Here is a 342-nt window from a genome sequence, read left to right as displayed (position 1 = left end):
GCTCGACAAAAGCCGCGAACCGCGATTCACTCCCAGCAACGTCCGATCCTAGATCCATGCTCGCTCTCCACGAGATTGAATCTCTCACCTTACATGAATCGCAGATTTTGTGACACAGTAAGACTAATGGCTTTCGTTCCTCGCGACGCGTTCGAGCTGCCGGAAAATCGGCCGCCTTCATCGGCTAACTTCCGCTTTTCTCGAGCTCTTTCTCAAGCTCGGGCAGGATGGTGAAGAGGTCGCCGACGAGGCCGTAATCGGCGACCTGGAAGATCGGCGCCTCCTCGTCCTTGTTGATCGCAACGATGACCTTCGAATCCTTCATGCCGGCGAGATGCTGGA

General features: G+C 55.6%; 1 pseudogene. It reads right to left on the bottom strand.

Annotated features, from left to right (window positions below):
* Positions 1-184: 184 nt before the first annotated feature.
* Positions 185-342, bottom strand: a pseudogene (locus AE618_RS27690) (electron transfer flavoprotein subunit alpha/FixB family protein); the annotation flags it as partial.

It is taken from the genome of Allobosea vaviloviae (assembly GCF_001298265.1).
GTDB lineage: Bacteria > Pseudomonadota > Alphaproteobacteria > Rhizobiales > Beijerinckiaceae > Allobosea > Allobosea vaviloviae_B.
Note: the sequence above shows the minus strand (reverse complement) of the source record. Positions and strands in the feature narration are given on the sequence as shown.